The 25,767-nt window shown below is 66.5% G+C and carries 22 protein-coding genes; 6 read left to right on the top strand and 16 right to left on the bottom strand.

Annotated elements, in window-relative coordinates; translation table 11 throughout:
• Window positions 1–55: 55 nt before the first annotated feature.
• Window positions 56–808, bottom strand: a complete 753-nt coding sequence (recO, locus tag BACI349Y_RS09885; RefSeq protein WP_159631950.1) for a DNA repair protein RecO — start codon at window positions 806–808, stop codon at window positions 56–58.
• An 85-nt stretch (window positions 809–893) separates the two neighbouring features.
• Window positions 894–2,633: a 2-isopropylmalate synthase gene (gene leuA, locus BACI349Y_RS09880; protein WP_159631949.1), complete on the bottom strand. Its 1,740-nt coding sequence runs from the start codon at window positions 2,631–2,633 to the stop codon at window positions 894–896.
• 253 nt (window positions 2,634–2,886) lie between these two features.
• Here leuA and BACI349Y_RS09875 point away from each other — a divergent pair, with 253 nt between their 5' ends.
• Window positions 2,887–4,839 (top strand): M13 family metallopeptidase, encoded by a 1,953-nt coding sequence (locus tag BACI349Y_RS09875; protein WP_159631948.1) that lies wholly within the window; start codon window positions 2,887–2,889, stop codon window positions 4,837–4,839.
• Window positions 4,840–4,921: 82 nt separating this feature from the next.
• Here the strand turns inward: BACI349Y_RS09875 and BACI349Y_RS09870 are convergent, their stop codons facing one another.
• The 5 genes from BACI349Y_RS09870 to BACI349Y_RS09850 all read right to left on the bottom strand — a co-directional run bounded on the left by BACI349Y_RS09870 (window position 4,922) and on the right by BACI349Y_RS09850 (window position 10,435).
• Complete coding sequence (locus BACI349Y_RS09870) at window positions 4,922–6,508, bottom strand: LCP family protein (protein WP_159631947.1); 1,587 nt, start codon at window positions 6,506–6,508, stop codon at window positions 4,922–4,924.
• 97 nt (window positions 6,509–6,605) lie between these two features.
• Entirely contained in the window at window positions 6,606–7,565 is a 960-nt protein-coding gene (gene era / locus BACI349Y_RS09865; RefSeq protein ID WP_159631946.1) for a GTPase Era, read from the bottom strand.
• Entirely contained in the window at window positions 7,549–8,880 is a 1,332-nt protein-coding gene (locus BACI349Y_RS09860) for a hemolysin family protein (protein WP_159631945.1), read from the bottom strand. The genes era and BACI349Y_RS09860 overlap by 17 nt, the downstream gene beginning before the upstream one ends.
• Window positions 8,877–9,350, bottom strand: a complete 474-nt coding sequence (gene ybeY, locus BACI349Y_RS09855) for an rRNA maturation RNase YbeY (RefSeq protein WP_159631944.1) — start codon at window positions 9,348–9,350, stop codon at window positions 8,877–8,879. Before ybeY ends, BACI349Y_RS09860 begins: the two co-directional genes overlap by 4 nt.
• Complete coding sequence (locus BACI349Y_RS09850) at window positions 9,347–10,435, bottom strand: PhoH family protein (protein WP_159635493.1); 1,089 nt, start codon at window positions 10,433–10,435, stop codon at window positions 9,347–9,349. The genes ybeY and BACI349Y_RS09850 overlap by 4 nt, the downstream gene beginning before the upstream one ends.
• 442 nt (window positions 10,436–10,877) lie before the next feature.
• On the opposite strand from BACI349Y_RS09850, the gene BACI349Y_RS09845 reads away from it, so the two are divergent.
• Window positions 10,878–11,795 carry a GerMN domain-containing protein gene (locus tag BACI349Y_RS09845; RefSeq protein ID WP_159631943.1) on the top strand — a complete coding sequence of 306 codons (918 nt, stop codon included), beginning with the start codon at window positions 10,878–10,880 and terminating at the stop codon, window positions 11,793–11,795.
• Here the strand turns inward: BACI349Y_RS09845 and BACI349Y_RS09840 are convergent.
• From BACI349Y_RS09840 to hrcA, 3 genes are all read right to left on the bottom strand, one after another.
• Window positions 11,788–12,561, bottom strand: coding sequence for a 16S rRNA (uracil(1498)-N(3))-methyltransferase (locus tag BACI349Y_RS09840; protein ID WP_159631942.1), 774 nt, complete (start codon window positions 12,559–12,561; stop codon window positions 11,788–11,790). The genes BACI349Y_RS09845 and BACI349Y_RS09840 overlap by 8 nt on opposite strands.
• 2 nt (window positions 12,562–12,563) lie before the next feature.
• Window positions 12,564–13,691: a molecular chaperone DnaJ gene (dnaJ, locus tag BACI349Y_RS09835; RefSeq protein ID WP_159631941.1), complete on the bottom strand. Its 1,128-nt coding sequence runs from the start codon at window positions 13,689–13,691 to the stop codon at window positions 12,564–12,566.
• A gap of 88 nt (window positions 13,692–13,779) precedes the next feature.
• On the bottom strand, window positions 13,780–14,793 hold the full coding sequence (gene hrcA, locus BACI349Y_RS09830) for a heat-inducible transcriptional repressor HrcA (protein ID WP_159631940.1): 1,014 nt from the start codon (window positions 14,791–14,793) through the stop codon (window positions 13,780–13,782).
• Window positions 14,794–14,964: 171 nt separating this feature from the next.
• On the opposite strand from hrcA, the gene BACI349Y_RS09825 reads away from it, so the two are divergent.
• Together BACI349Y_RS09825 and BACI349Y_RS09820 are read left to right on the top strand one after the other, a co-directional pair.
• Entirely contained in the window at window positions 14,965–15,816 is an 852-nt protein-coding gene (locus BACI349Y_RS09825; RefSeq protein WP_159631939.1) for a DUF3097 domain-containing protein, read from the top strand.
• A gap of 119 nt (window positions 15,817–15,935) precedes the next feature.
• Entirely contained in the window at window positions 15,936–16,346 is a 411-nt protein-coding gene (locus BACI349Y_RS09820) for a DUF4870 domain-containing protein (protein WP_141941485.1), read from the top strand.
• 53 nt (window positions 16,347–16,399) lie between these two features.
• On the opposite strand, the gene hemW is transcribed toward BACI349Y_RS09820, so the two are convergent.
• Window positions 16,400–17,629 (bottom strand): radical SAM family heme chaperone HemW, encoded by a 1,230-nt coding sequence (gene hemW, locus BACI349Y_RS09815; RefSeq protein WP_159631938.1) that lies wholly within the window; start codon window positions 17,627–17,629, stop codon window positions 16,400–16,402.
• A 25-nt stretch (window positions 17,630–17,654) separates the two neighbouring features.
• Complete coding sequence (gene lepA / locus BACI349Y_RS09810; protein WP_043454334.1) at window positions 17,655–19,511, bottom strand: translation elongation factor 4; 1,857 nt, start codon at window positions 19,509–19,511, stop codon at window positions 17,655–17,657.
• Window positions 19,512–19,684: 173 nt separating this feature from the next.
• Between lepA and BACI349Y_RS09805 the strand changes: the two genes are divergently transcribed.
• Both BACI349Y_RS09805 and rpsT read left to right on the top strand, forming a co-directional pair.
• Window positions 19,685–20,233 (top strand): type II toxin-antitoxin system PemK/MazF family toxin, encoded by a 549-nt coding sequence (locus BACI349Y_RS09805; RefSeq protein WP_159631937.1) that lies wholly within the window; start codon window positions 19,685–19,687, stop codon window positions 20,231–20,233.
• Window positions 20,234–20,402: 169 nt separating this feature from the next.
• Window positions 20,403–20,663, top strand: coding sequence for a 30S ribosomal protein S20 (gene rpsT, locus BACI349Y_RS09800; protein ID WP_018761400.1), 261 nt, complete (start codon window positions 20,403–20,405; stop codon window positions 20,661–20,663).
• 166 nt (window positions 20,664–20,829) lie between these two features.
• On the opposite strand, the gene holA is transcribed toward rpsT, so the two are convergent.
• The 4 genes from holA to BACI349Y_RS09780 all read right to left on the bottom strand — a co-directional run bounded on the left by holA (window position 20,830) and on the right by BACI349Y_RS09780 (window position 25,623).
• Window positions 20,830–21,846, bottom strand: coding sequence for a DNA polymerase III subunit delta (gene holA / locus BACI349Y_RS09795; protein WP_159631936.1), 1,017 nt, complete (start codon window positions 21,844–21,846; stop codon window positions 20,830–20,832).
• The gene (locus BACI349Y_RS09790; RefSeq protein WP_201302422.1) at window positions 21,780–23,639 is read right to left on the bottom strand and encodes a ComEC/Rec2 family competence protein; all 1,860 of its coding nucleotides are present in this window, start codon (window positions 23,637–23,639) and stop codon (window positions 21,780–21,782) included. The genes holA and BACI349Y_RS09790 overlap by 67 nt, the downstream gene beginning before the upstream one ends.
• Before the next feature lie 390 nt (window positions 23,640–24,029).
• Entirely contained in the window at window positions 24,030–24,995 is a 966-nt protein-coding gene (locus tag BACI349Y_RS20405) for a ComEA family DNA-binding protein (protein WP_159631935.1), read from the bottom strand.
• Window positions 24,996–25,086: 91 nt separating this feature from the next.
• A complete protein-coding gene (locus tag BACI349Y_RS09780; RefSeq protein WP_159631934.1) occupies window positions 25,087–25,623 on the bottom strand; it encodes a hypothetical protein in 537 nt (178 codons plus the stop codon).
• Window positions 25,624–25,767: the final 144 nt, after the last annotated feature.

Raw genomic sequence — 25,767 nt, 5'->3', positions numbered from 1 at the left:
ACCACGGGGTGGGTACGCTTCCGGGGGGCGTTGTTCTTTTTTCCCAGGGCCACTGTCAGCTACGCTCCACATGTTTGAGGGACTTCAATACTCGTTCCAAATGCCACTGCAGGTAAGCGGCCACCAGGCCGGCGGCCTCCTTGCGGTGCTGCGGCAAGGACGCGTCCGCGGTGCTCCAGTCCCCGGTCAGCAGGGCCGCAAGCAGGACCACGGTTTCGGCTGCGGGGGCCGGTGACCCGGGCGGCCGGCACTGTGCACAGACCATGCCGCCCAGGGGCGCGGAGAACGCCGTGTGCGGGCCCGGCATGCCGCAGCGGGAGCAGTCGGTGAAGCTGGGGGCCCAACCGCCAGTGGCCAGGGCGCGCAGCAGGTAGGAGTCCAGGATGAGGCCCGCCGCATGTTCGTCACGGCTCAGCGCAGCGAGGGCTCCCACCAGCAGGTTGTACTGCGCGGTGCCGGCCTCGCCGTCCACGTCCGTCAGTTTCTCGGCAGTCTCCGTCATGGCGGCGGCAACCGTGTACCTGCCGTAATCCGCGGCGATGCTTCCGCCGTAGGCCCCCTTGGCGACGGCCTGCGTGACGATGTCCAGCGTGCGGCCGGAGACCAGTTGCAGGTCTGCCACCATGAAGGGTTCAAGCCGGGCACCGAAGCGGCTGCTGGTGCGGCGCACACCCTTGGCGACGGCGCGGACCTGCCCATGGTGCTTCGTCAGGAGGGTGATGATCCTGTCCGCCTCGCCCAGCTTGTGGGTACGGAGCACCACGGCGTCGTCCCGGTAGGCCCGGGAGGCAAAAGACTGTTGGACCACGCTCTATCTTCCCATCCTGCCCGGCGGCGCGCTGCCAGGCCACGGTGGTGCCGCCGGTTGGTCCCGGCGGCACCACCTGCAGGTGTCATCCCCGGGCATCCCGGATGGCGCGGTTGACCGCCGAGATGACGGCCTTGAGGGACGACATGCTGGTGTTCGCATCGATGCCGACACCCCACAGGACCCGCTCCCCCACGGCGCATTCGACATAAGCAGCCGCCGCGGCGTTGCCGCCTTCAGACAGTGCGTGCTCGCTGTAGTCCAGCACCCGGACGTCCACGCCGTCCTCGTGGAGGATGTTCAGCAGTGCGGCAATGGGACCGTTGCCCGTGCCGGTACGGCTGACCTGGGCACCGTCGATGGTGAGTGCGGCGTGAAGCGTCATGCCGCCGTCGGCGTCCGTTTCCGTCTTGACCCCGCCCAGGGAGTAGCGTCCCCACTGCCCTTCGGACTGGCCGGACGGCAGGTATTCGTCCTGGAAGATCTGCCACAGCTGTGCTCCGCTGACCTCGCCGCCCACGGTGTCGGTGCGGCGCTGGATAACGCCGGAGAACTCGATTTGTGCGCGGCGCGGCAGGTCCAGGCTGTGCTCGTTCTTGAGCAGGTAGGCCACACCGCCCTTGCCGGACTGCGAGTTCACGCGGATGACGGCCTCATAGCTGCGGCCCAGGTCCTTGGGGTCAACCGGCAGGTACGGAACCTGCCAAGTGAAGTCGTCCACGGCCTTGCCTGCAGCGGCGGCGTCGCGCTCCAGGGCTTCGAAGCCCTTCTTGATGGCATCCTGGTGGGAACCCGAGAATGCGGTGAATACCAGGTCGCCACCGTACGGCGAACGCTCCGGTACCGGCAGCTGGTTGCAGTACTCAACGGTCCGGCGGACGTCGTCGATGTTGGAGAAGTCGATCATGGGATCGATGCCCTGGACGAACATGTTCAGGCCCAGGGTGACCAGGTCCACGTTTCCGGTCCGTTCACCGTTTCCGAACAGGCAGCCTTCAATGCGGTCGGCGCCGGCCATGTAGCCCAGCTCGGCGGCAGCCACCCCGGTTCCGCGGTCGTTGTGCGGGTGCAGCGAGAGGATGATGCCTTCGCGCGGGTGCAGGTGCCGGCTCATCCACTCGATGGAATCGGCGTAGACGTTGGGGGTGGCCATTTCCACTGTGGCCGGCAGGTTGATGATCACCTGGCGGTCGGCGGAGGCTTCGAACACATCGGCCACCGCGTTGCAGACCCGGACGGCGTACTCGAGTTCGGTACCGGTAAAGGACTCCGGCGAGTACTCGTAGGTCACGTGGGTGTCCGCGAGCGTTTCCTCATACTTCTTGCACAGGCGGGCACCCTGCAGGGCGATGTCCAGGATGCCGTCTTCGTCCTGGTTGAACACGACGCGCCGCTGCAGCACGGACGTCGAGTTGTAGAGGTGGACGATGGCCTGCTTGGCGCCGACGAGGGACTCGTAGGTCCGCTCGATCAGGTGTTCCCGGGCCTGGGTCAGGACCTGGATGGTGACGTCATCCGGGATGTGGTTGCCCTCGATGAGCTGGCGGACAAAGTCGAAGTCCGTCTGCGATGCCGACGGGAACCCGACCTCGATCTCCTTGTAGCCCATGCGGACCAGGAGGTCGAACATCTTCATCTTGCGGGCGGGGCTCATGGGGTCGATCAGCGCCTGGTTGCCGTCGCGCAGGTCAACGGCACACCAGCGCGGGGCCTTGGTGATCACCTTGTCCGGCCAGGTGCGGTCCGGCAGCTCAACTTTGATCTGGTCCTGAAACGGCGTGTACCGGTGGGCGGGCATTCCTGAGGGCTTCTGTGCGTTTCGCATGATGTTCGTGGCCTTTTCTATCGATCTTCAGTGAAAGGGTGGCCGGGCAACACAAACTCCGCAGCGAGGGTGGGCCGTGCGCTAGATAGCGTCTGTGGCCTCGCCGCGGCAGCTAAGGAGAAGGAGCTCTGCACGCACACTTTGAGGGTAACACGGGTGCGTAAGATGAAAGGGCACTACCGTCCGTAAAGTCCAGCATGCAGACGCCTTCCGGTGTTCCGCCCGGCAGCAGCGTCCCAGCAAAGGAGTTGCAGTGCCCATTTCGGGGATCGATCTTTCCACCATTGATCACACAGTCCGGCCGCAGGATGACCTCTACCAGCACGTCAACGGCGCGTGGCTGAAGGCCACCGAGATTCCAGATGACCGGCCCCTGGAGGGCACCTTCACCGCCCTGCGTGACGGGTCCGAGATCGCCGTCCGGGACATCATCGAGGAAGCGGCGGCCAAAGGCGACGACGCCACGGGGATCGAGCGGAAGATCGGCGGGCTGTACAACAGCTTCATGGACGAAGCCACCGTTGAGGGCAAGGGCATGGAGCCCATCCGCGGGCGGCTCGCGGAGGTTTTCGCCACGGCCTCGGTCCCGGAGCTCATTGCCCTGGCGGGCCGGTTGTTCCGCGCGGACGTGGGCGGCTTGTTCTACATCTATCCCGCCCCTGATGCGGGCAATCCCGACCGGGTCCTGCTGTACACGGGGCAGGGGGGACTGGGCCTGCCCGACGAGTCCTACTACCGGCAAGAGAAGTTCGCCCCGATCGTCGCCGCCTACACGGCGCACGTGGAGAAAATGTTTGAACTGGCCGGACTGCCGGATCCGAAGGGTGCCGCGGACCGCGTGGTCGGGCTGGAGACAAAGCTGGCATCCCACCACTGGGACAACGTCACCCTCCGGGATCCGCAGAAGACCTACAACCTGAAGACGGCGGACGAAGCCACCGCACTCTTCCCCCTCTTCGCCACCTGGTTCGAGGCTGCGGGAATCGACGCTGGCAAGCGCACGGAAATCGTCGTCAGCACCCCCGACTTCTTTGCCGGCGCCGCCGGGCTCCTGGACGAAGTCCCGGTGGCCACCTGGCAGGAGTGGCTGGCCATGCGCGTCGTCAGCGCGGCGGCGCCGTACCTGTCCTCCGGGTTCGTGGATGCCAACTTCGCGTTCTACGGCACCACCATCAGCGGCACGCCCCGCAACAAGGACCGGTGGAAGCGCGGAGTGGCCGTCGTCGAGGCAGGGCTCGGGGAGGCCGTCGGCCAGATCTACGTGGCCCGGCACTTCCCCGAGTCCCACAAGGCACGGATGCAGACCCTGGTGGCGAACCTCATCGAGGCGTACCGCCGCAGCATCAATGACGTCAGCTGGATGGGCCAGGACACCAAAGCCGAGGCCCTGCGCAAGCTGGAGGCGTTCCGCGCGAAGATCGGCTACCCGGACGAGTGGATCGATTACTCGGCCGTGGAGATCGACCCCGACGACCTGCTGGGCAATGTGGAGCGCGCGCACAATGCCGACGTCGACCGTCACCTTGATGAGGTGGGCAAGCCGGTGGACCGGAACAAGTGGCTGATGACGCCGCAGACGGTCAACGCCTATTACCACCCCATGATGAATGAAATCGTGTTCCCCGCGGCCATCCTGCAGCCGCCGTTCTTCACCGCCGACGCCGACGACGCCGTGAACTACGGCGGGATTGGGGCCGTGATCGGCCACGAGATCGGACACGGCTTTGATGACCAGGGTTCACAATTCGACGGCGGCGGCGCCCTTCGCAACTGGTGGACGGAGCAGGACCGCCAGGCCTTCGAGGCGCTGACGGCCCGCCTGGTGGCACAGTTCGATGCGCTCTCCCCCACGGCTGCGCCCGGGCACCACGTCAACGGCCGGCTCACGCTCGGCGAGAACATCGGCGACCTGGCAGGGCTGACCATCGCCTACAAGGCATACCGGATCAGCCTGGACGGCAAGGAGCCGGAGGTCCTTGACGGCCTGACCGGGGAACAGCGCTTTTTCGCGTCCTGGGCAGCTGGGTGGCGCCAAGTCATCCGGCAGGAGGAGGCCATCCGGCGGCTTGCCACCGATCCCCACTCCCCCAACGAATTCCGGACCAACGCCATCGCGAAAAACCTCGACCCGTTCCACGAGGCATTCGATGTTAGCGAGGACGACGGAATGTGGATGCCCCCCGCTGAGCGCGTGAGCATCTGGTAGCTGAACAGCAAAAATGGGCCCCGCCATTGGCGGGGCCCATTTTGTTGCGGAACAGATATGTCCGTGCAGGGAAGACCGGCTGCTACTGCCGCACGATCAGGTCAGGATTCGCCTGCTGGCACACCTTGTCCCCTGCCGTCTGGTTCACAATGTCCTGGGGCAAAGCCGCGGCGGCTCCGCCTCCTGCCCCAAAGGCAGTGCCGGTGGGGAAGTCGCTGCCGACGTACACCTGCACGCCTGCCACGCCCGGAGCAGGGATCATGAGGGTGGCCGGAATTCCCAGCAGCGCCGCCACATCGGCAGCAACGTCGGCAAAGCCATTGCCGTAATACACCGCGGTCTTGGCCACCGGCTGCGCGAGGAACTGGCCGGTCTGGGCGAAGCCGCCTGCAACCAGCGCCTGGACAAGCTCCTGGGCACGGCCGTTGATGCCACTTCCGTTGGCGACGGTCACGGGCTGGATCGCTTTGTTGTAGGGCGGCACGGGCGTCGCCGTCTCAGTGGGGGCAGGAGGTGCTGCCGTTTCGCTGGGCGCCGGTGTGGTGGGCGCGGTGGGATCCGTCAGGTCCACATTCTTGCGCATTGCCGAAAAGAGTTGCGCACCTGCGGGTTCTGCGATGACCAGCCTGTTGGGGTCCACGGGCGCCGGTGTGGTGGGCACCGCGACAAACGCCACCTTGCTGATGTCGATGTCCTTGAGCCGGTTGCCAATGGTCAGCAGCGTGGGAACGGACGCAAGACCGTTGTCCACTGTCAGGTTCTGGGTCACGACGTCGGCGATCTTCAGCATTTTCGCGGGGTCGGAGAGGGTCCCGTCGTCCTTGATCTTGCGGGTCAACGATGAGAGGAAGCCCTGCTGCGCCTTGATGCGGCCCAGGTCGCCGCCGTCGGCAAAGGCATGACGGGTGCGCAGGTAGGCAAGTGCCATTTCGCCCTGCACGGACGACGTTCCGGCAGGCAGCCGCAGCCGGGAGTCTGGATCGTACACCGCGTCGCTGATGCACACGTCCACCCCGCCCACGGCGTTGGACAGTTCCTTCACGGCGTTGAAATCGGCCATCATGAAGTGGTCAACCTGCATGCCGGTGAGCTTGTTGACCGTGTCCACGGCGCAGCCGATGCCGGCCTCGCTCATGGCCTCATTGATCATCACGCCGGTGCGGGCAGGGTAGTCCTTGTTGGTCTTCCTGTCCTTGCAGTCCGGAATGTCCACCAGGAGGTCCCGGGGAAAGCTGATGACGTTGACCCGCTTGTTGTCCTCGGAGATGTCCATCAGCATCATGACGTCCGACTTGCCGTAGCCGGTGGAATCGTCGGCGGTTCCGTACTGTGAGTTCTTCCCGTCCCGGGTGTCCGAGCCGAGGATCAGGATCTGCAGGCGTCCGGTGGCATCGTTCCCCGGGGACTCGGTGCTTTCGCCGCCGGCGTTCAGCGGGGCCTTGGAGATGTTGTTCTGGAGCCGGAAGAACCAGAACCCGGCGAACGCGGCAGCCGCCACCAGGACCAGGGCCACCACGCCGGTGACGGCCTTCAGCCACAGGGGCATGCTGCGCAGGGGGCCAAGGTGCCGTGCGGCACCGACGTCATGGCTGTCCGCGTGACGGGACGCCGGTCCCGGTCCGGCTGACAAGTCAGCCTCGTTGTCGCGGTTATCGCGGCCTCGACCCACGTGGTGAACCTTCCTCTAAAAACGAAATCCGGTCCATTTTAGTGGTCCAGTCTGGAGAACATGCCGGGAACGCCCCTGGGCGGGGCGTTTGTACGGGTCAGAAACCCAGTTTGACCAGCTGTTTCGGGTCGCGCTGCCAGTCTTTTGCCACCTTGACGTGGAGGTCCAGGTAGATGCGCGTACCCAGGAGGGCTTCGATGCCCTTGCGGGCGTTGGTGCCGACTTCCCGCAGCCGGGCCCCGCCCTTGCCAATGATGATGGCTTTCTGGGAAGGACGCTCGACGTAGAGGTTGACGCGCACGTCCAGGAGGGGGTTGTCGTCCGGCCGGTCCTCCCGGGGGACAATTTCCTCCACCACGACGGCGAGGGAGTGCGGGAGCTCGTCCCGGACCCCTTCCAGGGCTGCTTCGCGGATCAGTTCAGCCACCATTACGGCTTCGGGCTCGTCGGTCAGTTCCCCGTCCGGATACAGGGGAGGCGACGGCGGCATGTGGCTGATCAGCACGTCGGCGACCGTTTCCACCTGGAAACCGTCGGCAGCGGAAACGGGAACGATGTCCTTCCAGCCGTCCTCGCCCATCACCTCGCGGCCGAGCGCCGCCACGGCAAGGAGCTGTTCGGTGAGCGCCTGCTTGTCCACCAGGTCAGCCTTGGTGACGATGGCGATCACAGGTTTGCGGCCGACGGCGGCAAGCTGGGCGGCGATGAACTTGTCACCGGGTCCGATCTTCTCGTTGGCAGGCAGGCAGAATCCGATGGCGTCCACCTCGGCGAGGGTGTCTGCCACGAGGTCGTTCAGGCGCTTGCCGAGCAGGGTCCGGGGACGGTGCAGGCCCGGTGTGTCCACCAGGATCAGCTGGGCGTCGTCGCGGTGGACGATGCCGCGGATGGTGTGCCGCGTGGTCTGCGGTTTGGCGGAGGTGATGGCCACCTTCTTACCCACCAGTGCGTTGGTCAGGGTGGACTTGCCCGCGTTGGGCCTGCCGACCAGGACGGAAAAACCGGCGCGGAAACCGCCAAAGTCGTCCGGTTCGGCAGCCTTATTTTTCTTGCTCACGTGGAACTCCCTGCTGGGTTGCTTCGGCCTCTTCCAGGAGGCCTTCAAGGTCAGTCTCTACTCTTGGTACGGGTGCCGCAATGATGTGGCTGACCCGGTTCCGCCGGCCTTCCAGCCGGTCCGCCCGCAGCGATACGCCCTGCACGTCCACGCTGCTGCCCACGATGGGAACGCGGCCCAGCGCCTTGGCGAGGAGGCCACCCACGGTGTCCACCTCGTCGTCGTCGATCTCCAGGTCGAACAGCTCGCCCAGGTCGTCGATGCCCATCCGGGCACTGACCCGGTAGGAGCCGTCTCCCAGGGCCACGGCTTCGGCGCTCTCGGTATCGTATTCGTCCACGATCTCGCCCACGATCTCCTCGATCAGGTCTTCGAGGGTCACCAAACCGGCAGTGCCGCCGTACTCGTCGATCACGATGGCTACGTGCGTGGACTCCTTTTGCAGCTCGCGCAGGAGGTCGCTGACGGGTTTCGACTCCGGCACGTAGCGGACCTCGCGGGCCAGCGACTCCACCAGGGGCGGCGCCTGGTCCGCTCCCAGCTGGTGGATGACGGCCGCAACGTCCTTGAGGTAGACGATGCCGAGGATGTGGTCGGTGTTCTCGTTGATGACCGGGATCCGCGAGTATCCCGAGCGCAGGAACAGGGACATGGCCTGGTGGAGGCTTGAGCCGGCGTCGATGCTGACGATGTCCGTCCTGGGAACCATGACGGCTCGCACCAGGGTGTCCCCAAAGTCGAAGACCGACTGGATCATCTCGGCTTCGGTGTCCTCGATCATGTCGGACTCACTGGCCCGGTCCACGAGTTCCCGGAACTCCTGTTCGCTGAAGAACGCGTCGTCACCGCCGGGCGCACCGGGAGCCGCGGAGCTCCCCAGGGCCACGAGCCACCCTGGTATGGGCCCCAGCACGCTGGTGAGGAACCGGACCATCGGTGCGGTGAAGCGGACCACCGCGGTGGAGTGCAGCCTGCCGAGCTGCCTGGGTGAAACACCCACGATCACGAACCCCAGGAGGGCCATGATGCCGGTGGCCACCAGGCCGGCGACCCAGACGTTGTCCAGCAGGCTGGCGATCAGGACGGCGACAGCAACGGCCGAGGCCATCTCAAACCAGACGCGCCAGAAGCGGAGGGCCCGGGTGTGGGCAACCGGTTCTGCAAGGATGCGGCGCATGGCGGTGCCGCGGCTCCTGTGGAGCGCCTGTTCAGCGTCGTGCCGGGGAAGGAAACTGAAGGCGGCCTCGGCCGCTGTCAGCAGGGCTGCGACGGCAAGGAAGACCAGTGCCACCGCGACCAGGAGCAGTTGCGTCACTGGGTCGTCTCGGCAGGTGCTTCTTTGCCGGTGAAGCCGGACAGGAGTTCCCGCTGGAGCCCGAACATCTCCGCCTTCTCTTCCGGCTCGGCATGGTCGTAGCCCAGCAGGTGAAGGATTCCATGCGTGGTGAGCAGCAGCATCTCGTCCTGCAGCGAGTGGCCCGCGTTCCGGGCCTGCACCGTGGCCACCTGCGGGCAAATGGCGATATCGCCCAGCATGCCCTGGGGCGTGGGCCGGTCAGGAGTCCCTGGAGTCAGCTCGTCCATGGGAACCGAGAGCACGTCCGTGGCTCCCGGTTCGTCCATCAGCTCGATGTGCAGCTTCTCCATGGCCGGTTCATCCACCAGGAGGATGGAGAGTTCAGCCTGCGGATGGATGTAGAGCTGCTCAAAAATGTACCGCGACAGGGCCACGAGCCCGGACTCGTCCACCTGGACGCCGGACTCGTTGTTCACCTCGATGCTCACGCGTGTTCCCCCCGTTTTTCGCGGCTTGCTGAATGTTTGACGCGGTTCCGCTGGGCTTCATCCCAGATGCTGTAGGCGTTGACGATGTCGCCAACAAGCCTGTGCCGCACAACGTCGGCGGCATCCAGGACAGAAAAGTTGACGCCCTCGATGCCCTGCAGGATTTCTTCGACGATCCGCAGCCCGGAACGCGTTCCGAAGGGAAGGTCAACCTGGGTGACGTCTCCGGTGACCACCATCCTGGATCCGAAACCGAGCCGGGTGAGGAACATCTTCATCTGTTCCGGCGTGGTGTTCTGGGCCTCGTCAAGGATGATGAAGGCGTCGTTGAGGGTGCGGCCGCGCATGTAGGCAAGGGGCGCCACCTCGATGGTGCCGGCCGCCATGAGCCGCGGGATGGATTCCGGGTCCATCATGTCGTGCAGGGCGTCGTAGAGCGGGCGCAGGTAGGGATCGATCTTGTCGCTGAGCGTGCCGGGCAGGAACCCGAGCCGCTCCCCCGCCTCCACCGCAGGGCGCGTCAGGATGATCCGGCTGACCTCTTTCTGCTGCAGTGCCTGGACGGCTTTCGCCATGGCGAGATAGGTCTTGCCAGTGCCGGCCGGGCCGATGCCAAAGATGACCGTGTTGGCATCGATGGCGTCAACGTAGTTCTTTTGGTTCAGCGTCTTGGGCCGAATGGTCCTGCCGCGGCTGGAGAGGATGTCGTGGGTGAGCACATCCACGGGATTCTGGAGTGACTGGGTGCGCAGGAGGGCAACCAGCTGCTGCAGCACCGCGGGCGTGATGACCGTGCCCCGGGCCACCAGGCCACGGACTTCCTGGAGGAGCCGCATGATGCGGGGAACGTCACTGACGGGGCCGCTGATGGACAGTTCGTTGCCGCGGGCATGGAAGTTGACGTCCGGGAACTGCTCTTCGATGAACCGCAGCGCCTCGTCATGGCTGCCGAGCGACTGAACCATTTGGTCGGAGTTCTCAAAGAGGACTACTTCGGTCCGGATGCCAGGCAGGGAGTGCGGGAATTCCCCCGGACTGCCGTCGCCCGTGTTGAGCCGGCGCTTACCATTTGCTGATTCAGTCATGGTGCTGGCCCGCAGGCCCGTGGTCCCCTCGAAGATCGACATCATTTATTTGCTTCGGCTGATGCCGGCGCCCGTTGCACGGTGCTCCTTGCCCAGCGATCCCTTTATCTTACGCCAGCACCCGCCCTGACCGGGCACTGGAACGCATACCAGGCGGGTCACCCGGCTGCCCGCGGCACCGGCCCTTCAGCCAGGGAAGTGGACCCGCAAACGGGTAAGAATGCAGCGTTAGGTATCAACTTCATATCGGCCTCATATCGTTCCCGTTGCAGTTGCGGCCGGGGAGGCCAAAGAGCGGCTGGAGGCACCCTCCCCTGTGCAATGCTGGAAATCCAGCGTCTGCTGGAACGCCAGGCCGCCAGGGGGATCGGCCCGCCACGCCAGGAAAGGACTAGGCAGGACAGTGCCGGAAACCTCTGTGCCCGAACGGGCAGGACGACCGATGGGCCGAGTGCGCCCTGCCGTCCTCGCAGGAATCCTGGTGCTCGTTCCCGCCCTTGCAGCCTGCACCGCCGAGAACGGACCAACGCCCTCCGTCACCTCCGCCTCAGTACCGGCCACAGGCGGCACCATGCCGGATGCGCCGGCCACCAGCGCCCCGCTGGAAACCACCCAGTCCTCCAATAAGGCCCCGGTGTACTGGATTGGCCGCAGCGGAGGGAACATCTTCCTCTACCGTGAGTTCCGGGACGTTCCGGAACAGGAGAACCCGGTAACACGGGCACTGCGCGCCATGATGTCGGAGAAGCCGCTGGACCCCGACTTCTTTACGCCCTGGCAGAACCCGGACAAACTTGCCACGTCCATCTCGGGCAAGGACATCATCACGGTCGACGTCTCGGCCGACGCCTTCAACAGCAACCTCGACGCCGACATGGCCGCCCGGGCCATCCAACAGCTGATCTACACGGCAACCGCCGCCGCTGCCAGTTCGGGCCTGATCGACACAGGGCAGCAGGTCCGGGTGCGGATCCTCGTGGACGGCCACACGGACTATGTCGCGTTCGGAAAAGTCCAGCTGGGCGCACTGATGACCCGGGCAGCCGGGCTGGTGGCGCCGGTGTGGATCATTGATCCGCAGGAAAGCACCGAGGTACCTGCCGGCAGCGTAAAGATCACCGGCCGCAGCACGTCGCCGGGAGCAAAGCTCCGCTGGCAGATCCTGCAGTCCGGGGACGGCGGCAGCAAGGCCCCGTTCCTGACCGGTGAAACCACGGCCGGCGCCGGGCAGGGGCAGGCGGGCGTCTTTACGCTGGCACTGACCTTGCCGGCCGGCGACTATGAGCTCCGGGTGGCGCAGGCAGGGTCCGGCGGGGAGCCGGACCGCAACGAGGACACCAGGTCCTTCAAGGTCAGGTAGCCGTCCACCGGCCGAGGATGTCGCTTGCAAGCACGACGGCGGCAGGCCCGGCCGTGGAGGACCGCAGGACGTGGTGCCCCAACAGGGCGGTCACAGCGCCTTTGTCGCAGAGTTTCGTTACTTCCCGCGCGCTGATTCCGCCTTCCGGGCCGACGATCAGCAGGACTTCCCGGATTCCGTCGTGCCCACTCCCCTGCCACGCTTCCAGGACGGTCCGTAGCGGACGCACGGCATCTTCGTGGAGGATGACGGCCAGGTCTGCACCCTCCACGGCGGCGGAAAGCCCGGCAGTATCGACGGCGGCCCGGACGTCGGGGATCCAGGCGCGCCGCGCCTGCTTGGCGGCGGCGGCCACGGTGGACTCCCACTTGGCGTGGGCGCGGGCGGCCCTGTCACCTTTCCAGCGCACGATGGACCGTTCCGACTGCCAGGGTATGACGGCATCGATGCCCAGCTCGGTGGCCGTTTCAATGGCCAGTTCGTCGCGGTCGCCCTTGGCCAGGGCCTGAACCAGCACCAGACGGACGTCCGGCCTGTCTTCCATTGCCAGTGCGCCGCACTCCACTTCAAGTCCCGTGGGCGCGGCGGAGGCGACCTTGCCGCTCATGCGCGCGCCGGCGCCGTCGACAATGTCCACGGCCTCGCCCGGAGACAGGCGTTTGACGGTGACTGCATGCCGGGCCTCCGCCCCTTCGAGGACAAAGAGCTGGCCGGGCATCATGCCCGCCAGTGAACCGGGGGAGGTGAAGAAGACGGGGTTGCTCACCGCTACAGGTTACCGAGCCGGTCCCGGAGCTTGGCGAACATGCCGCCGCTGGCGGCGAGCTTGCCCTCGGTGATCTGTTCGCCGCGGAGCTTGGCGAGCTGCCGGAGGAGGTCCTCCTGTGCCGGGTCGAGCTTGGCCGGAGTGTCCACCTGGAGGTGGACCTTCAGGTCCCCGCGGCCGTATCCCCGCAGGTGCGTGACACCCAGGCCACGCAGGGTGATGATCTCGCCGGACTGTGTTCCGGGCTTGACGTCGATGTCCTGGGTACCGTCGAACGTTTCCAGGCTGACGTCCGTGCCCAGTGCAGCCGCCGTCATGGGGATGTGCAGGGTGGCGTGGAGGTCATCGCCTTCCCGCACGTAGGTGGCGTCATTGTTGACGCGGATTTCCACATACAGGTCACCGGTAGGTCCGCCTGCAGGTCCGGCTTCGCCCTGCCCGGCGAGCTGGATCCGGGTTCCGGTGGCCACACCGGCGGGAACCTTGATGGTCAGCGACCGCCGGCTGCGGATACGGCCCTGGCCGCTGCACTCGTTGCAGGGATCCTTGATGACCGTGCCGAAGCCTTCGCAGGTGCCGCAGGGGGCGGCCGTCATGACCTGGCCCAGGATGGAGCGCACGGCCCGCTGGACCTGGCCGCTGCCGCCGCAGATGTCGCAGCGCTCGGGGTGGGTGCCGGGCCGGCAGCAGGAACCGTCACAGGTGGGGCAGACCACGGCAGTATCCACTTCGAGCTTCTTGTTCACGCCGAACACGGCGTCGCGAAGGTCGATCCGGACGCTGATGAGGGCGTCCTGGCCGCGGCGGACGCGGGAAGCCGGGCCGGAGGTGCCACCGGCGCCGAAGAAGGTGTCGAAAATGTCCTGGAATGCGAAGCCCTGGCCCGCGTAACCGGCAGCGCCGAAGCCGTTGTCCGTGCCGTTCTCGTTGCCTGTGGTGTCGTAGATCCTCCGCTTTTGGGGGTCGGAAAGGACCTCGTAGGCGTGAGTTACTGCCTTGAAGCGTTCTGAAGCGTCCGCACCGGGGTTTACGTCCGGGTGAAGGGTGCGGGCCAGTTTGCGGTAGGCCTTTTTGATCTCTTCGCCCGTAGCTTCGGGTGAGACTCCAAGGACGTCATAGTGGCTGCTCAAAGTTCGTATCTCTTCCTTGTTGTACTGCGTTCAGTTTGGGCGGCCCCGCTCTGTATTCCGGTCCGGAAAAGGCTCCGGCGGCGAAGAGTCAGGGCCCCAAAATCCTGGAAAGGTAGCGGGCCACAGCCCTGACGGCGGCCATGGTGGTGGGATAGTCCATCCTGGTTGGGCCGAGGATCCCTACCTTCGCGGCGCTGTCCGGGCCGTAGCCGGTGGCCACCACGGAGGCTTCGGCAAGGCCGTCGTAAGGGTTTTCCCTTCCGATACTGACAGCCACTCCCCGATGGTCCTGGGCCATTTCGCTCAACAGCCGCAGCATCACCACCTGTTCCTCCAGTGCCTCGAGCACGGGGCCGATGCTGAGGGGGAAATCCACGTTGGACCTGGCCAGGTTCGCCGTTCCGGCCATGACCATCCGGTCCTCCCTGGTGTTTTGCGCCAGCCCCTCGAGGCCAAGTGCCAGGGCGTGCGCGGCCTGGCGCTGGCCGTGCGCGGTGCCGGCCACGACGGCGGGGAGCGCCTTGGCCAGCTGGCTGAGCGGAGTTCCGGCCAGTGCGGCAAGGAATCGGGTGCGGAGCGCGGCCAGGGCGTCGTCGCCAAGGTCCTGGCCGACGTCGATGACCCGCTGCTCCACCTTGCCGCTGTTCGCAATCAGCACCACCAGCACCTTGCGGGGGGCCAGGAGCACGAACTCGATGTGGCGCACCAGTGCCTTGCTGAGGTGCGGATACTGGACCACAGCCACTTGGTTGGTCAGCTGCGACAGCAGCCGGACGGTGCGGTCCAGGACGTCGTCGAGGTCGTCAGCGCCTTCCAGCAGGGACTGGATGGCCCGGCGCTCCGCTGCCGACAGGGGCTTGACTGCCGAGATCTGGTCGACAAAGAGCCGGTAGCCCTTGTCCGTGGGAATCCGCCCTGCACTGGTGTGCGGGGCCGTGATCAATCCCTCGTCTTCAAGGGCCGCCATGTCATTGCGGATGGTTGCGCTGGAAACGCCAAGATGATGCCGTTCGACCAATGCCTTTGACCCGACCGGTTCGCGGGAGTGGACGTAGTCCTCCACGATGGCCCGCAGCACTTCCAGTTTGCGTGGCTCGCTCACTCTCCACCTCCATCCATGGTCCGGGGCGCATACCCCGCCAGGTGCCACCAGTGTTAGCACTCGACATGCCTAAGTGCTAACAGTCTATTATGCCTCGGCCCGTTGTTAGCATTGGTACCGCTCCGGGCGAAATTCCGGTGCGGAGGACCTAGCGCTAGGCGGATTGAATCCATGGATTACCAAAACTGGGGGCCCCGCGGCATTTCCGCCCCGGCCAAGGCGGAATTGCCCGAGGTGCCGGTGGAGCGGGGCATGGTGCTCGAGGATGTCCAGTCGGGCTGGGTGGGCGCCGTCACCCGGGTGGAAAAGTCCGGCGGCATGCACGTCGTGGCGCTGGAGGACCGCCGAGGGAAGTCCCGGTCCTTCAAGCTCGGCTTCGGTTTCCTCCTTGAGGGCCGCCCCATCCGGCTGATGCCTCCCGCCGCCCGGCCGGCAGCCTCAGGCCCCGCCGCCGGCAGGACAGCCTCAGGCTCCGTCCGGGTCGCCGGCCAGCGGGCCCAGGTCGCCAAGGCAAGCCGAATCTGGGTGGAAGGCAAGCACGACGCCGAACTGGTGGAAAAGGTCTGGGGAGACGACCTTCGGGTGGAAGGCATCGTCGTCGAACCCCTGCACGGCATTGACGACCTCACCGCTGCAGTTGCCGCCTTCAAACCTGGGCCGGGCCGGCGTCTCGGCGTGCTCGTTGACCACCTCGTCCCCGACTCCAAAGAGTCCCGGATAGCCGACGCCGTCATGGCATCCCCCGGCGCGGCCGGAAATGTCCTGATCGTGGGCCATCCCTATGTGGACGTCTGGCAGGCAATCCGGCCTGCGGTCCTCGGGATCGACAAATGGCCTGCCGTGCCGCGCGGACAGGATTGGAAGACCGGGATCCTGAAGGCCTTTGGCTGGCCGCACGCCACCAAGGAGGACATCGGGCTGGGGTGGCAGAAACTGCTGGGCGCGGTCCGTACGTATGCGGACCTGGAAGCGTCGCTGCTGGGGCGGGTTGAGGAAGTTATCGACTTCCTCACCGTCCCCTGAAGGCCGGGCCCTGGCCCGGGAGCCAGTATTCTTGGTAGTGCAGCGCCTTTTCCGAAGGCCGCTGCACACCGCGCCCGTACATGAAGTCAGCACCACTTGCACCTCCGAAGGAACAGACTGTGGCAGAAAACGCACGTGATCACAGGGACGGCCAGGGCCGTTCCGAGTACCATGGCGTCCCCGCCAATGCGCTGCCGCTCACGGCCAGCGAAGACCGCCAATGGGCCACGCTCGCGCATTTCGGCGGGATCCTGGGGTGCGTCCCCTCGCTGCTGATCTACCTGATCTTCCGTGACCGCGGCCCGTTCACCGCGCAGGAATCCAAAGAAGCGCTGAACTTCAGCCTGCCGCCCACCATCGCCGCCGTGCTGGCCAACATCCTGGTGTTCATCCCATATGTGGGAAACATCTTCGCGGTCATCGCCACCCTGATCTGGGTGGCGCTCACCTGCTTCTCCGTGGCAGCAGGGATCCACGTCAACAAGGGCCAGCCGCACCGCTACCAGTACAACCTGCGCTGGATTAAGTAGCCGCGCCTCCCCGCGGGGCACCGGCCCCGCGGACCCGACGGACGTGGGTACAGTCAGTCGGGCAGGATTCGGCGGACTACCGCGTCCGCCAGGAGCCTGCCCTTGAGCGTGAGGACCAGGCGGCCCTGGAAGGCAGCGGCAGGTTCCACCAGGCCGTCCGCGATCAGGCCGGCCACTTGGTGCCGTCCGGCTGCGCTTAGAGTGGAGAGTTCAAGCCCTGACTGCAGGCGCGCCTCCAGCATCACCCGCTCCAGGTTCCTGGTTTCGGCATCCAAGGTCTCCCTGCCCGCCGCAGGCGACAGGCCCTGGGACAGGCGGTTCGCGTAAGCGGACGGGTGCTTCACGTTCCACCAGCGCACCCCGCCCACGTGAGAGTGCGCGCCGGGGCCGATGCCCCACCAGTCGTCGCCACGCCAGTAGGCCAGGTTGTGGCGGCACGCGTGCTCCGGGCTCCGCGCCCAGTTGCTGACCTCATACCAGCCGAGCCCGGCTTCGGTGATGAGCTGGTCGGCGAGTTCGTACTTGTCGGCGTGGTCGTCGTCGTCAATTCCCGGCACCTCGCCGCGGCGCATCTGCGCGGCCAGCTTGGTCCCGTCCTCGACAATCAGGGCGTAGGCGCTGATGTGGTCCGGCTGGTAGGAGAGGGCCGTCTCCAGGGAGTGGCGCCAGTCCGCCAGCGACTCCCCCGGCGTGCCGTAAATCAGGTCCAGGCTGACATCCAGCCCGGCCTCCCGCGCCCACTGCACCACCTGCGGAACGCGGCTGGGCGTGTGGGTGCGGTCCAGGACCTTGAGCACGTGCGGGACGGCGGACTGCATGCCGAAGGAAACCCTGGTGAAGCCCGCCTCCTTGAGGACGGCGAGGGATTCGGGGGTGACCGAATCGGGGTTGGCTTCGGTGGTGACCTCGGCTCCGTCCTCGATGCCCCACTGGTCAATGGCAGCGCGAAGGATCAGGGCGAGGTCATCAGCCGGCAGCAGGGTGGGCGTGCCGCCGCCGAAAAAGACCGTGCCGAGCTTCCGCTCCGGGAGCCCTGACCGTGCCATCACGGTGCCGGCCAGGGACACTTCCGACACGGCGGTTTGGGCGTAGGCATCCTGTGACGCGCCGCCGCCCAGTTCCGTGGCGGTGTAGGTGTTGAAGTCGCAGTACCCGCAGCGCACGGCGCAGAACGGGATGTGGACGTACAGGCCAAAGGCCCGGGCCGCCGCACCGTCCGCTGCCTGTGCAGGCAGCAGACCGTCCGACGGCGCCGGGTCGCCGAGGGGAAGAACGCTGGGCATCAGCGGGTCCCCTGCTGCGCAGTGGTCACTTCTTCTTGGCCTTGTCCTTTGATTCGTCGGTGGTGAGGGCCGCGATGAACGCTTCCTGCGGCACCTCCACCGTTCCCACCATCTTCATGCGCTTCTTGCCTTCTTTTTGCTTTTCCAGCAGCTTGCGCTTTCGTGAGATGTCACCGCCGTAGCACTTGGCCAGCACGTCCTTGCGGATGGCCCGGATGCTTTCGCGGGCGATGATCCTGGATCCGATGGCCGCCTGGATGGGCACCTCGAACTGTTGCCGCGGGATGAGTTCACGGAGCTTTCCGGTCATCATCACGCCGTAGGCGTAGGCCTTGTCCCGGTGGGTGATGGCGCTGAAGGCGTCCACTTGCTCGCCCTGGAGCATGATGTCCACCTTCACCAGGTCGGCAACCTGCTCGCCGTCGGCCTTCCAGTCCAGGGAGCCGTAGCCACGGGTCTTTGACTTCAGGATGTCGAAGAAGTCGAAGACGATTTCCGCCAGCGGCAGCCGGTAGCGGATTTCCACCCGGTCCTCGGAGAGGTAGTCCATGCCGCCCATCACGCCGCGGCGGGACTGGCACAGTTCCATGATGGCGCCGACGAATTCGTTGGGGGCCAGGATGGTGGCCGAAACCATGGGTTCGCGGACCTCGGCGATTTTGCCCGTGGGGTACTCGCTGGGGTTGGTCACGCGGACCACCTTCTTGTCCTCCAGGGTCACCTCGTATTCCACGTTGGGTGCCGTGGAGATGAGGTCCAGGTTGTATTCGCGTTCCAGGCGTTCGCGGGTGATCTCAAGGTGCAGCAGGCCCAGGAAACCCACACGGAAGCCGAAGCCCAGGGCAGCAGAGGTCTCCGGTTCGTACACCAGTGCGGCGTCGTTGAGCATGAGCTTTTCAAGGGCGTCGCGCAGCACCGGGTAGTCGGCGCCGTCCAGGGGGTAGAGGCCGGAGAACACCATGGGTTTGGCATCGGCGTAGCCGGGCAGGGACTCGGCGGCCGGCTTGGCGAGGTTGGTGACGGTGTCGCCCACCTTGGACTGGCGGACGTCCTTCACACCGGTGATCAGGTAGCCCACTTCGCCAACACCGAGGCCCTTGGAGGGTGTGGGTTCCGGGGAGCTGACGCCGATTTCCAGGAGTTCGTGCGAGGCTCTGGTGGACATCATCTGGATGCGTTCACGCGGGTGGAGCATCCCGTCCACCACGCGCACATAGGTCACCACGCCGCGGTAGGTGTCGTAGACCGAGTCGAAGATCATGGCCCTGGCCGGCGCATCGGGGTCGCCCTTCGGCGCCGGGAGGTCGCGGACGATCTTGTCCAGGAGGGCTTCCACGCCAACGCCGGTCTTACCGGACACCCGCAGGACATCCTCGGGGTCGCCGCCGATCAGGCTGGCGAGCTCGGCGGCGTACTTCTCGGGCTGCGCCGCCGGCAGGTCGATTTTGTTCAAGACCGGGATGATCGCGAGGTTGTTCTCCATCGCCAGGTACAGGTTCGCGAGCGTCTGGGCCTCAATGCCCTGGGCTGCGTCCACCAGCAGGATTGCGCCCTCGCAGGCGGCCAGTGACCTGGAGACTTCATATGTGAAGTCCACGTGCCCCGGGGTGTCGATCATGTTCAGCGCGTAACTGACACCGTCCACCTCCCACGGCATGCGGACGGCCTGGGACTTGATGGTGATGCCGCGTTCGCGCTCGATGTCCATGCGGTCCAGGTACTGGGCCTTCATGTCGCGCGCCTGGACCACCCCGGTGGACTGCAGCATACGGTCAGCCAGGGTGGACTTGCCGTGGTCGATATGCGCGATGATGCAAAAGTTCCGAATAATTGCCGGATCTGTCGCGGCGGGCACCGGTGCGGTGCGGGCCATGGGAGACACGCAGGGTCCTTACTGTTGGCTTTTCTGCAGCCATCCGCCAGGCACGCGAAAGGCGCCTGCGGTCCAGCCGCACATCTTTAACGTCCAGTGTCCCACGTCCGCGACCCCGCCACCGCATCCTGGCCGGCCTGTGCACGCTGTTTCAACGGCAGCCCCGCCGATAGGCTGTGGGGATGGCCATAGATCTCCGCTCCCTGGGAAACGCCGTCCGCCGCGGCCTGCGCATGCTGCAGAAACGGTCCATCGCCCCGCGGCCGGTCCAGGACCAGCGCCCCGGCGGCAATCGGCGCGCCGACGGCCAAGGTGTTCCCGGCGAAGCGGCGGCCTATCCCGGCGATTACCGTGGCCGCGCCTCTGTCCGCTACGCCCCGCAGCCCGACGGCGACCCCGATCCGGGCGAGGTGGTGTGGGCCTGGGTGCCCTATGAGGAGGATCACGGCAAGGGGAAGGACCGGCCCGTGCTGCTGGTGGGGCACAACGGCCCCTTCCTCCTGGGGCTGATGCTGACCAGCAGGGACAGGGTTCCTGCCGGGACGTCGTCCGGGGACTACGTGGATCTCGGCTCCGGGGGTTGGGACGGGCAGGGCCGGGCAAGTGAGGTGCGGCTGGACCGTATCCTGCAGATCCGCCCGGACAGCATCCGGCGCGAAGGCGCGGTATTGGACAAGGCGCGCTTCGAAAAGGTGGCGTCCGGGCTTCGGCGGCGACACGGCTGGGCCTGACCCGCTGAAATGGCCAGAGCCGCCGCTGACCTGCTAGTCTTTATTGCTGTGTGTCCGTGCAGGTCGACGGTCACTGATGGTTGGCCGCCATAGGTATCCCCACGCCGCTCAGTCAAGGCCAGCCTGAAAGCCCTCTAGACCATTTCCGCATTACAAAGAGAGTTCACACGTGGCGAATATCAAGTCCCAGAAGAAGCGCATCCTGACCAACGAGAAGGCCCGCCTGCGCAACAACGCAGTCAAGTCTGAGCTGAAGACGGCCATCCGCGCCGTCAACACCGCTGTTGAGTCCGCTGACAAGGAAGCTGCTACTACTGCGCTCGTTTCTGCCAGCCGTAAGCTGGACAAGGCTGTCAGCAAGGGTGTTCTGCACAAGAACAACGCAGCGAACCGTAAGTCGGCGATCTCCAAGAAGGTCAACGCACTCTAAGGTTTCCAGTTCCCACGAACTGATGGTGTGGCCGGTACCCTCGGGTGCCGGCCACACGCTTTTAAGCCGTCAGTCCGCGAGCCGCGGCAGCTCGCCGTCGAACGCCCCCGGGACGTGCCGGACCCGGACACCAGGAGCGTCCGGGCCTCCTGGGCGCTGCCGGGGGCTATCTGCCCTGGACGGACATGGCAATCACGGTGACGGCGTGCTCCACGGCGTACACCGGATCCCGGGACAAGCCTTTGACCTGCGCGTCGGCTTCCGCCGTGGCCTGGATGGACCGCACCAGGCCTTCAGGGGTCCAGCGCCGCACGTCGCGCTGCGCCTGCTCCACCAGCCACGGCTGCATGCCCAATTCCGCAGCGATCTGCGCGGACGGCCCGGAGGCGCCCGCCACCCGCGCCACCGTCCGCAGCTTGGAGGCAAGTGCAGCCACCAGCGGTACCGGATCAGCACCGGTGGCGAGAGCATGGCGCAGCGTCGACAGTGCAAGAGGGGCGTTTCCGGCCATGGCGGCGTCGGCCACCTTGAACGCGGTGGCTTCGACCCGTCCGCCGTAATACTTGTCGACGGTGTCGGTGGTGACCGTGCTCCCTGCATCGGCGATCAGCTGGGAGCAGGCGGCAGCGAGCTCTGACAGATCTGCTCCCACGGCATTCACCAGGGCCTGCACGGCGTCCTGGTTGATCCGGCGTCCGGCCGCCTTGAATTCCGCGGCGACAAACTGGACCTTGTCCGCGTCCTTCTTCAGCGGCTGGCACTCCACTACCGGCCAGCCCCCTTTCCTGACGGCGTCGAGGAGCTTCTTGCCGCGGACCCCGCCTGCGTGGCGCAGCACGACGACGGCGTCCTCCTCCGGGTGCTGCAGGTAGCCGAGGGCATCGGCAAGGAAGGCGTCATTCATCCCTTCCACAGCCTCCACCTCGATCAGCTTGCTCTCGCCAAAGAGGGATGGACTCACCTGCATGGTCAGGGTGCCGGCCTCATATGCCGCCGCGTTGATGCGGCTGACCTCCACGTCCGGCTCGGCCGCCCTGACCTGGGACCGGATCCTGTCCATCGCCCTGATACCCAGGTACTCTTCGGGACCGCTCACCAGTACGATCCGGGCCGGGGTTACGTCCCGCCAGGAGGCTGTGTTCGACGCCGGGGAGCGGGGTGCTCGCTTTTGCGCAGCGGCCATCGACAGTTCCTTCCGGAGGTTTTATTGCAGGATCCCAGCCTGCCACGTCTGTGCCCGGGGTCCAAGCTGCGGACACCCCGGAAGCGATGCAGCCGCGACTCCAGCAACTCCAGGAATACGACAGTTCCTGCGTGCGCCGACCGGACCCAGCGGATGAGGCGGAGCGGCCTTGCCGCCGCCCCGACGGCAGCCAGCGACAGGACAGACAGCAGCATCATGGACAGCATCCCGGGCGCCCCCTCCGGCCATGGGAGCGCGGACCCCGGCAGCTGGGCCGCGATCCTTGCCGCAGCCGCGACGCCCCCGCTGAAAGTCCCGGCAACGGCTATCAGCGCTGCGGCGGCCCACGGCAGAACGACCACCAGGGGCACCGCTGCTGTTCCCAGCAGGGTCACGGGAGCCACCAGGGGCGAGGCGACGACATTGGCTGCCAGGGAATAGGTTGAAAACTGGGGCTGCAGAAGCACGATGACGGGCCCGCACAGCAGCTGGGCGGACAACGGAACCGCTACCGCGGCAGCGAGCCACCGTGGGACCGCCCCGGGAATCCAGCTGATGATCCGCCGGCCTATAAGAACGATTCCCAGTGTGGCCAGGACAGAAAGCAGGAAGCCAAAACTCGTGCCAAGGGCTGGATCCGCCCACAGCAGCCCCAGGACAGCCAGGCAAAGGAAGCTCAGTCCACGCCCTGAACGTCCACCCGCCAGCGAGGCGATGCCGATGGCTCCCATCAGCGCTGCCCGCAGAACGCTGGCATCAGGCCCCACCAGGACCACGAACAGGGCCAGGCCGCCAAGGGCCGCAGCTGCGGCCGGGGCACGCGGCATCCGGAACCACCGGCACAGCAGCAGCAACGCCCCCAGCACCAGGCTGCAGTTTGCCCCGCTGACTGCCGTCAGGTGCGTCATGCCAACGGCCTTCATGGCGTTGTTCAACCCCTCATCCAGCGCACTGGTGTCACCGGTGACCATCCCGGGGAGGAGCCCGCGGGCATCCGGTTCGAGGAAAGCCGAGGCGGAAACGAATCGCCCGCGGAGCTCCCTGGCTGACTCTTCCAGCAGTGAGCCACCCGAGGGCTTGCCTGGAGCCGTCGATGCGGCCAGGTTTCCCGCCTCCTGCCCACCGGGGTCTGCCGGCCGCAGCTTGCCGGCAGCGCGCAGCGTCTGACCCGGCACCACGCCGCCCCACCCCTGGCCGCCCATCACCACGAGCCGGGCGCGGGTGCGAACCAGGACGCCACCCGTTGTCACTTCCTGCGTCCACACCGGGACCGACCACCTCTCCGCCGCCCCTCCGGGCCCGGCCAGGGCCCGCGGGTTTCCGGCTACCTCGACAATGACGACGGCCGACTTTCCGCCCGCGATGGCCTCAGCGAGCGGCCCCTCGGACCGCTGGCTTGAGGAGGTCGCGGAATGGGCTGCCGCCGCGCCGGCCAGCATCAGGGAGACGCCCAGTGCTGCCCGGAAGCTTCGGCCCCGGGCACCATGCCTCCGTCCCGGACCCGAGGCGCGGGCGGCGGCACGCAGGCTTCCCCTCCGTCCTCCCTTCGCGGCACGGGCCAGGAAAAGGCCTCCAAGCACCGTCAGCGCGCAGCACACAGTAGCCAGCCACGGGGGCGGCAGCCAGAGCCCTGCCACCGAGGCAGCCCACACCGAAACTGCGGGGAGGGCGAGCCGGAGGTCCGTGCGGCGTCCCGGTCCTACTGAGCCGGAGTCGCTTTCCTCCCGCTCGCGGCCGCTTTCAACCATCCGCTGGCGAACGCGGCCCAGGCACTGCGCCCAATACCCTTTCATGTCCCCAAAGGTCAGAGCCCGGCAGGCCAGAGCCCCGGCTTTCAGGGCGCGGCCCTTCGGGGTCCGGCCTTTTGGGGTCCGGCCTTTTGGGGTCCCGCGGCGGCGTGCCGGCAGACCTGGCGCTTGCAGGCGTGCCCGTCGCAGGGACGGTGGAACTGCTCCGGGACGCGAACGTGTTCCGGGCGGGTGCGTTGTCGACGGTTGCGTTGTCGATGGGTGCACCGTCCGTGCGGGAGCCCCGGTGTTTGGCCTTCGGCCGGGCCCCTGAACCGCGGATTCCACGAACCGGCTCCAAGGGCTCCTGGCTCCCTCTCCCCCGGCGGGGCCTCCCCGCCTTTGCGGGCCGTCGGCCCTGCCTGGCCTGCCCATTTCCGTCGCCATCCGGGATGCCTAGACCGTCACCAGGGGCAGCAGGGCCTCGAGCATCTTCGGTCCGACGCCATCCACCGCGTCCAGTTCTTCGACGCTTTTGAAAGGTCCATGGTCTTTTCGCCAATCCACGATCCGCTGAGCGAGTACCGGCCCGACCTTTGGCAGCGTGTCCAGTTCCGCGGCGCCGGCGGTATTGAGGTTGATCTTCCCGCCGGCTGCCCCTCCTGCCTGGCCGGTGCCGGTGGACCCAACGCCGCCCGGGTCCATGCCACCCGGGCCCGTTCCCCCGGAACCGGAGGATTCGACTGCGGAGGACGCCGGCTCCCCTTGCCGCGGGACGTAGATCTTCTGCCCGTCCTCCACCGCCAGGGCAAGGTTGATTCGGTTCACGTCCGCGTCCGGGGCAGCCCCGCCCGCGGCAGCAATGGCGTCATCAACCCGGCTGCCCTGCTGGAGCCTGATGACTCCGGGCGCGGCTACAGCCCCGGCCACGTGCACCACTACAAGGCCGCCGGACGCGGGCTGCCCCGGGCCGCGCCCAGATTCCCCGCCGCCAGGTCCCCCGCCGTCTTGATCCACCGGCGTAGTGCTGTCCGCGGCGGCTCCTCCGGTGCCCGTGGCCTTGCCGCCGGAACTGGCGCCGCTCAGGGGAAGGACCTCCGGGGATGCCGTCCCGGCCTGCCACCAGAACCAGGCTCCCGCAGCCACTGCCAGGACACCCAACAGCACGGCAACCCGCAGTCCCACCCGCCACCGGAGCGACGGCACACCGCCGGAACAGTTCCCGGATTCGCCCTCAGGGCCGCTGCCGGTTTCGGGTCCGCCCGTTACCGTGCCTGTTGCGCCGGGGCCGCTGTACTCGAAACCGCCGGGGCCGGGGCCGTCCTCCAGGAGCCCGGGGGGCGCGTCCCCCAGGGTGGCCTGCAGCCGGTCCCTCGCATGCCGGGCCTGCTGACGTGCTGCTCCAGCATCCCGGCGTGACATAGCTCCACCCTAGGAACCTCCCCCGCTGCGCGACACACTCAAGGCCGCTATGTGGAAAGCTGTGCACGCCGTACACGTCCGGCAGTGGCGGCTACTGGTTCCTTGCCGCGTCGATAAACTCCTTCGCAATCTGCTTCATCACGCTAAGGGCCTCGTCCTCGCTTATCGCCATCCCGGTGTTGGCTCCCATGTCGAGTGACACTGTTCCGGCAAGGACGCGGAGCCCGACGCCGGTGATGTTCCCATTGAAGGATTGCCTGGTCGCGTAGGCCTTCTCGCCGATGTCCGGACCCGGAAGAAGTTGAATCGCGAACTTCTGGGGTCCGGTGGCGCCGGTCACTGTCTGGTCGAACGTGGCGCAGCGAGCCATCAGCTCCTGGCTGTAATCAAAGTCGGCTTTGGCGAGGGTGTCCCGGGGCGCGCTTCGCACATCGAAGAGGATCATGCCGACTCCATGATCGCCAAGGTTGGACACTTCCCCCAGCGCAAAGCCCATGGAGAGGTCCAGCTGTGCCTCGTGCTGCCACGACCTGTGGAATACGTTGCATTCTGCTGGTTCGGTGGGACCAAGGAGGGACGACCCGGACGCAGGTGGCTGGGTCATCAACGCGTACGACTTGCGTGCCATGGCCGTGTCAGCTGGCTGGCCGGACCCGCATGCGGTGAGGATCAACAGCGCAGCGGTTAGCACTCCAACGCTTCGGAACCGACCGGCGCACGTGGGCTATTACACGGAGCTGGCTTCCCTGGCCATCCGGATCCCCTCCTACGT

Source organism: Arthrobacter sp. 8AJ, assembly GCF_902506025.1.
In the GTDB taxonomy this organism is placed as follows: Bacteria; Actinomycetota; Actinomycetes; order Actinomycetales; family Micrococcaceae; genus Arthrobacter.
Note: the sequence above shows the minus strand (reverse complement) of the source record. Positions and strands in the feature narration are given on the sequence as shown.

What these genes read in the sequence shown, in the direction of transcription:
- BACI349Y_RS09825 (WP_159631939.1), top strand. Translation starts at nt 14,965, where the DNA reads ATGGATTACCAAAACTGGGGGCCCCGCGGCATTTCCGCCCCGGCCAAG.
- BACI349Y_RS09805 (WP_159631937.1), top strand. Translation starts at nt 19,685, where the DNA reads ATGGCCATAGATCTCCGCTCCCTGGGAAACGCCGTCCGCCGCGGCCTG.
- BACI349Y_RS09845 (WP_159631943.1), top strand. Translation starts at nt 10,878, where the DNA reads ATGGGCCGAGTGCGCCCTGCCGTCCTCGCAGGAATCCTGGTGCTCGTT.
- BACI349Y_RS20405 (WP_159631935.1), bottom strand. Translation starts at nt 24,995, where the DNA reads ATGTCACGCCGGGATGCTGGAGCAGCACGTCAGCAGGCCCGGCATGCG.
- holA (WP_159631936.1), bottom strand. Translation starts at nt 21,846, where the DNA reads ATGGCCGCTGCGCAAAAGCGAGCACCCCGCTCCCCGGCGTCGAACACA.
- leuA (WP_159631949.1), bottom strand. Translation starts at nt 2,633, where the DNA reads ATGCGAAACGCACAGAAGCCCTCAGGAATGCCCGCCCACCGGTACACG.
- BACI349Y_RS09780 (WP_159631934.1), bottom strand. Translation starts at nt 25,623, where the DNA reads ATGGCACGCAAGTCGTACGCGTTGATGACCCAGCCACCTGCGTCCGGG.
- hemW (WP_159631938.1), bottom strand. Translation starts at nt 17,629, where the DNA reads ATGCCCAGCGTTCTTCCCCTCGGCGACCCGGCGCCGTCGGACGGTCTG.
- BACI349Y_RS09850 (WP_159635493.1), bottom strand. Translation starts at nt 10,435, where the DNA reads ATGACTGAATCAGCAAATGGTAAGCGCCGGCTCAACACGGGCGACGGC.
- BACI349Y_RS09790 (WP_201302422.1), bottom strand. Translation starts at nt 23,639, where the DNA reads ATGAAAGGGTATTGGGCGCAGTGCCTGGGCCGCGTTCGCCAGCGGATG.